The sequence below is a fragment of the Saccharothrix hoggarensis genome (assembly GCF_042678885.1).
Taxonomy (GTDB): Bacteria; Actinomycetota; Actinomycetes; order Mycobacteriales; family Pseudonocardiaceae; genus Actinosynnema; species Actinosynnema hoggarensis.
Window position 1 is genome coordinate 1 of sequence record NZ_JBHTLK010000321.1, and the last position, 6,000, is coordinate 6,000.

At 75.0% G+C, this 6,000-nt stretch carries 6 protein-coding genes; 4 read left to right on the forward strand and 2 right to left on the reverse strand.

Going from position 1 to position 6,000, the window contains the following annotated elements; translation table 11 throughout:
* Positions 1-301: AfsR/SARP family transcriptional regulator (locus ACFQ3T_RS33560; RefSeq protein WP_380729677.1), on the reverse strand; the 301-nt coding region annotated here is incomplete at its 3' end.
* A 267-nt stretch (positions 302-568) separates the two neighbouring features.
* On the opposite strand from ACFQ3T_RS33560, the gene ACFQ3T_RS33565 reads away from it, so the two are divergent.
* Together ACFQ3T_RS33565 and ACFQ3T_RS33570 are read left to right on the forward strand one after the other, a co-directional pair.
* Entirely contained in the window at positions 569-1,039 is a 471-nt protein-coding gene (locus tag ACFQ3T_RS33565) for a hypothetical protein (RefSeq protein WP_380729679.1), read from the forward strand.
* Positions 1,036-1,206, forward strand: a complete 171-nt coding sequence (locus ACFQ3T_RS33570) for a hypothetical protein (RefSeq protein WP_380729681.1) — start codon at positions 1,036-1,038, stop codon at positions 1,204-1,206. The genes ACFQ3T_RS33565 and ACFQ3T_RS33570 overlap by 4 nt, the downstream gene beginning before the upstream one ends.
* Positions 1,207-1,310: 104 nt before the next feature.
* On the opposite strand, the gene ACFQ3T_RS33575 is transcribed toward ACFQ3T_RS33570, so the two are convergent.
* Positions 1,311-2,591: a COG1470 family protein gene (locus tag ACFQ3T_RS33575; protein ID WP_380729683.1), complete on the reverse strand. Its 1,281-nt coding sequence runs from the start codon at positions 2,589-2,591 to the stop codon at positions 1,311-1,313.
* A gap of 162 nt (positions 2,592-2,753) precedes the next feature.
* Between ACFQ3T_RS33575 and ACFQ3T_RS33580 the strand changes: the two genes are divergently transcribed.
* Positions 2,754-3,377 (forward strand): helix-turn-helix transcriptional regulator, encoded by a 624-nt coding sequence (locus ACFQ3T_RS33580; RefSeq protein ID WP_380729684.1) that lies wholly within the window; start codon positions 2,754-2,756, stop codon positions 3,375-3,377.
* Between the two features lie 218 nt (positions 3,378-3,595).
* Positions 3,596-6,000: hypothetical protein (locus ACFQ3T_RS33585; RefSeq protein WP_380729686.1), on the forward strand; the 2,405-nt coding region annotated here is incomplete at its 3' end.

The following is a 6,000-nucleotide window of genomic DNA, read 5'->3' on the forward strand; positions in this document are numbered from 1 at the left end:
CCGCCAACCGCAGCGAGTACCCCGCCGACCGCGACACCAGCGCGCCCCGCGCCCGCCCGAGCGCCCGCCGCAGCCCCGCCACGTAGGTGTGCAGACTGCCGACCGCCCCGGCCGGCGGCGCGTCGCCGCAGACGCCGTCCACCAGCTCCTCCCGCGACACCACCCGGTCGGCGCGACCCGCCAGCACCGCGAACACGGTCCGCCGCCGGGCCGCGCCCAGGTCCCGCTCCACGTCGTCGAGCCAGGCCCGCACCGGCCCCAGGACCCGGACCCGCAGCCCGTCACCCGTCGTCGTCGCCATGTCGTCCCCTCCCCGAACCCTCACGCAGGAAGCCCACGGACAGCACGTCCGAGTGGTTCAGAGTTCAACCAGCGTCACCCGATCGGCCCAATGCCGCTCCCGTCCGGGGCACTGACCGGAGCCGGGACGAGGTAAGGACGGGCAGACCTGCGCCCACGGCCTGTACCAGCGCGCTCCCACGTGATGGGCTCAATCGACATCCCTGGTGCAGGGCGAACAGGGGTTCCGGGTGGACCGGTGCCGGCCCGGTGCCCGTACGGAGGTGCGATGGCTGTGCGACCCGACGAAGACGGAGGTCGTGTGGCGGACGGCGCCGCGCGGGAGAGGTTCGCGGGCGACCTGTTCCTCGACCTCGCCGACAAGGGCTGGCTCGTGGTCGAGGCGGACGAGGCCGAGCGGGTGATCGCCGAGCTGACCCGGACGCTGGAAGTGGTCCGGTCGCGGGTGCACCGCCTGGAGGTGTCCCGACGGCTGCGCGACGCGGAGGTGGACGGCATCGCCCCCGAGGTGGCGCAGTTCGCCGTGGACACGGTGTTCGCCGAGCAGGTGACGGCGGGCACGTGGGAACGCGCGCTGGTCGAGCTGCCCAAGTACATCGAGGCCTTCCGGATCGCCGCGCGCAACGCCGCCCACAACGCCGCCCACAATGGCGTTCGCGACGACGGCCGCGACGACGGCCGCGACGGTGCCCGGGACAACGCCCGAAGCAGCGCCCACGACGGCGCGCCGAAGCGGTGAGCCGTCCCGACGACCTCGCCACGTCCGACCTGGACGTGGAGCTGGAGGCCGCGTGCGACGAGCTGCGCCGCTACCGGAGCCGGCGGGACGACGCGACCGCCGAGTTGATGCTCGCGTGGATCGACGCCCTCCTCGACGAGTGGAACCGCCGCGCCGACGGCGCCTGAGCCCGCCGACCCGAGCACGCGAAAGCCGCCGGCGTCACCTCCTCCGAGGTGACGCCGGCGGTGTCGTGGCGTGGTGGCGTGGTCCGCGGAACCGCGCCCCCGGCTCACGTGGGCAGGTCGCCCAGCTCGCCGCTGACGTTGAGCAGCTGCACGCACGCCGCCGCCTGCCGCCCGCTCGCGGGCGTTCCGGGCCTGGAGCACGACACGGTCGCGGTGACGGTGCCGTTCGCCGGGATGTCGATCGGCGTCACCCAGTGGTAGTCCTGGTTGCGGAACGTCTCCAGCGCGATCGTGGTGATCGTGCGCTCGCCGAACGCGATGGTGAGCACGCCCTCGTCGCCCTGGTGGTTGGCCAGCACGATGTCGGTGATGCGGAAGACCTTGCCCTCCGGCACCACGTACGTCCCCGTGGCCTGCTGGTCGGCCCCGGTGCGGACCTCGATGGTGGCCGAGCTCTGCTCACCACCGCCGACCCCCGTGCCGCGTCCCTGCCCCTGCCCCTGCCCTTGGCCCTGCCCCTGGCCCTGCTGTCCCGGCTCCTGGCCGGCGGGCTGGTCGGCGGCCGCGTCCGGGTTCGGCACGGGGGCGGGTGCGGCCTGCGCGATCTCCTGCGCCCGGTCGTCCACGGCCTCGCGCGCCGCGCTGCGCACCGCCGGGCGCACCAGCAGCAACCACAGCAACAGCAACGCCAACAGCGTCGCCAGCGCCGACAGCAGCCACCGGGACAGGATCGGGAGCTGCACCAGCTCGCCGGCCAGCTCGTGCTCGTGCCGGTCCTCGGCCGCGAGCGCGACCACGTCCAGCCGGACGGGCCACGTCACGGGCTTGCCGAACCACAGCAGCTTCGCGACGCGGACCCGCAGTTCGAGGTCGGCCCGCCCGTCCGGGTCCACTGTGGTCGGTCGGTCGGTGACGGTGTGCTTCAGGTGGTCGTCGGCCTCGGGCAGCGCGGGCGTCACCGAGACTGGCGTGTTGCCGCCGTTGTGCACCTCGACGCGGTAGCGCGCGCTGCGCCAGGCCCGACGGCGCTTCGGCACGAGCCGCACCCGTTGCGCCGCAAAGGGTTCGACGATCACCGTGGTCTCCGTCACGACGACGGACTCGGGTCGTTCGGCGGGCAGCACCCGCACCGCGAGCGGCACCTCGCCGGCCCGCACGGACGGTGACCGCGGCGGGCGCAGCACCACTGCCACGTCCTCCGAGGTGCCCGGGAACAGCGACAGCCGCGCCGGTTCCACCGAGGTCCACGAGGCGCAGTCGCCCACCACCTCGAACTCGTACGCCTCGACGATCTCGCTGTCGTTGCGCACCGTCATCGTCGTGCTGGTCTCCTGACCGGGCGTGACAACCACGGTGGGGAGTCCGAACTCTGTCGTTGTGGTCACCCGCGAAACGGTAGGCACGGCGGGCCGGTGTCCGGCAGGGAGAAAAGGGCACGGTACGGGCAAGTCCGTGCACCGACGCACCCTCGCGCCTGCCCGTTCGCCCTCCGAGCGCCCACGATGGCGTCGACAGCGTGTGCACGGCGGGTTCGAGGGAGGGGTGGCATGAACAGGATTCCGGTGGCGGTGTACGCCGAGGACCCGGTGCTGCGGGCGGGGATCACCTACCAGTTGCGCCCGCGGCCGGAGGTGGAGGTGCTGCGGCCGGAGGAAGAGCCGCGCGCCCAGGTGTCGTTGGTCGTGGTGGACCAGGTGGACGACGAGGCGGTCCGGTTGCTGCGGCGGCTGCGGCACTCGACGTCCACGCGCACCGGGCTCGTCGTGGGCCGCTTCGACCAGGACTCGTTGCAGACCACGATCGACTGCGGCGTCACGGCCGTGCTGCGCCGCGCGGACGCGGACGCGGACCGGTTGGTGGCCACGGTTTCCGCGCTGGCCAAGGGGGAGGCGGTGCTGCCGGGCGACCTGCTCGGGCGGCTGCTGGACCACGTGAACCAGTTGCAGCGCAGCGTGCTGGACCCCAACGGGCCGACGCTGTCCACGCTCAGCCCGCGCGAGGCCGACATGCTGCGGCTGGTGGCGGAGGGCTTCGACACGGCCGAGATCGCCGCGAAGACGGCGTTCTCCGAGCGCACGGTGAAGAACGTCCTGCACGAGGTGACCACGCGGCTCCAGCTGCGCAACCGCGCGCACGCCGTCGGGTACGTCATGCGGCACGGCCTGATCTGACCCCGGGCACGCCCTGATCCGACCTCACACACGGCCCGGTCCACGCCGCACGGCCCGGTCCACGCCGCACGGCCCGGTCCACGCCGCACGGCCCGGCACGGCCCCGGTTTGCCCGAACGGTCACCGGTTCTTCCCGCGCCGTGCCCGCCGGGACCTCGCCGCGGCCCGCCGGTCGCGGCGACGATTCGGGCGAGTCCCAGACGGAGGTGGACACCTTGTTGAGATGGCTGCGATCCCGGCCGCTCGCCGCGCCGGCCGCGACCGCCGCGGTGTTGGTGCTGTGCGGTGTGGTCGTGGTGGTGCACGACACCGCCACGCCCGTGTCGGCGTCGGCGCGGCAGGACGAACCGCCGGTGGTCGGCCGCATCGCGTACGCGGGCACGGGCCACCGCAGCCTCGGCGTGGTGACGAACCCCGTGCCGGACCAGCTGCGCGCCGGCGACCCGTTGCTGGGCGCGGGACCGGCGCACCACGACGACCACGTGTCCGCGCGCGGCGACCTGGTGGTGTTCACCAGCCTGCGCGACGCGCCGACGCCCCAGGTGTACCTGCGCGCGGCGGACGGGTCGGTGCGCCGGCTCACCGAGGGCCGTGACGCGGGCAACCCGGAGCTGTCGCCGGACGGCCGGTCCGTGGTGTTCGACTCCGCCGAGGGCGGGCAGCGCGACCTGTGGCTGGTGGGCGCGGACGGCACGGGCCTGCGCCGGCTGACCGACACACCGGACGACGAGACGTCCCCGACGTTCTCGCCCGACGGCGCGCGCATCGCGTTCTCCTCGGACCGCGACGGCGGCGCGGAGCTGTACCGGCGGGCGGTCGCGGGCGGTCCGGTCACCCGGATCACCGACGAACCGGTCGGCGCGGCCGTGGAGCCGGCGTGGAACCCCCGTGACGACCGCATCGCCTACACGCTCGACCAGGGCGCCGACGGACGACGGCTCCGCGTGCTCGACGGCGGGGACGTGGGCGCGCCGCTGCTCGGCGGCGTGTTCGCGGGGTGGGCCGGCCGCTCGCCCGCGTGGCTGCCGGACGGCGCGGGCCTGCTGTTCCTCAGCTTCGACCAGGTGTGCTCGTGCCCGGCCGACCCGAACGTGGAGAAGGTGCACCGGGTCGACACGTCGCCCGGCCTGCCGGTCACCGCGCCGCCCGGCCTGCTGCTGGCCGAGGACCGCGCGGTCGGCTCGCCGACGTGGCTGGTCGACGCGCGCGGCGGGCACCTCGTCGTCGCCCGGACCAGCGCGGCGACCCGGTTCACCGCCACCCTGCAGGACGTGCGCCCGGACGGGTCGGACCCGCGCGACCTCGGCGTGGTCGTGCTGCGGGAGGACCCGCAGAGCGTGGACGACCCGAACCTCCTGTTCCGGCCGCGTCCCGGCTTCGACCCGTGGACGCAGCGGCAGTCCTACTCCCCCGACGGCCGCACGATCGCGTTCAGCCGGTTCGAGGACGTCGACGGCACGCGGGCGCAGCGGATCTGGCTGGCCGACGCCGACGGCGGCAACCAGCGCAGGCTGGAGGTGGCGGACCGGCGGGCGACGGACTGGGAGTTCGACGCGGCCTGGTCGCCGGACGGCCGGTCCCTGGCGTTCGCCCGCCGCTCGCCCGGCGGGGTGCGGCCGAACGGCGGTCCGAGCCGCGTGGTCGTGGTCGACGTCGCCACGGGCGCGGTGACGGGACGGCTCGTGCCGCCCGCCGAGGTCGCCGACCAGGAGGACACGCAGCCCGCGTGGTCCCCGGACGGCCGCACGCTCGCGTTCACCAGGGGTCGCGTGTTCGACGGCCCCACCGCCGAGGTCCGCGACAACCACGTGTGGACGGCCCGCGCGGGCGCGCTGGACGGGCAGCGGGACGTGTCCGCGGCGGTTTGCGGGTTCGACTGCGAGGTCACCGACGACAGCTCGGTGTTCAGCCCGGACGGCCGCACGCTGGCGTTCAACCGGGAGGCGGACGGCGTGCTGCTGGTGTCGGTGGAGGACGACGAGTGCCGCGTGCTGCTGCCCGCGGGCCGCGACACGTGCTCGGCGCCGTTGACCGGGTCTCCCGACGGCCCGTTCCAGCCCCGTGACGTGGCGTTCGCCCCGGACGGCGAGCGGGTCGTGCTGACCGCCCGCCGCACGGGCGATCTCCGGTCGCCGGAGGAGCTGGTCGTCGTGGCCCTCGCCACGGGCGCGGTCCGGCGGATCACGTCGACCCTGCCCGGTCGGCAGAAGGAGCCGTCGTGGCAGCAGTCGGTGGACCTGGCCGTCACGGCGCCCGCCGACGTGCCCGACGCGGACACCGGCGCGACGACCACGCTGGAGGTCGAGGTCGTGAACCGCGGCCCGGCCGCGTCGCCCGGGACGTCGCTGACCGCCGCCGTGCCCGAAGGGGTCCGGTTGACCGCGTTGCGCCCGGATCGCGGCACGTGCGACGTGGACGGCGTGCGCTGCGACCTCGGCGTGCTCGCGCCCGGCGACACCGCCGTGATCGCGGTCGACCTGGTCGGCGTGGTGGCCGGGCGGCGCGAGGTGACGTGGTCGGTCGCGGGCGCGGTGCTGGACGTGCTGCCGTCGGACAACGCGGCGACGACCGCCGTGCCGGTGCGCGACCCGGAGACCGCCGTGCCGCCGCCGACCCCGGCGAG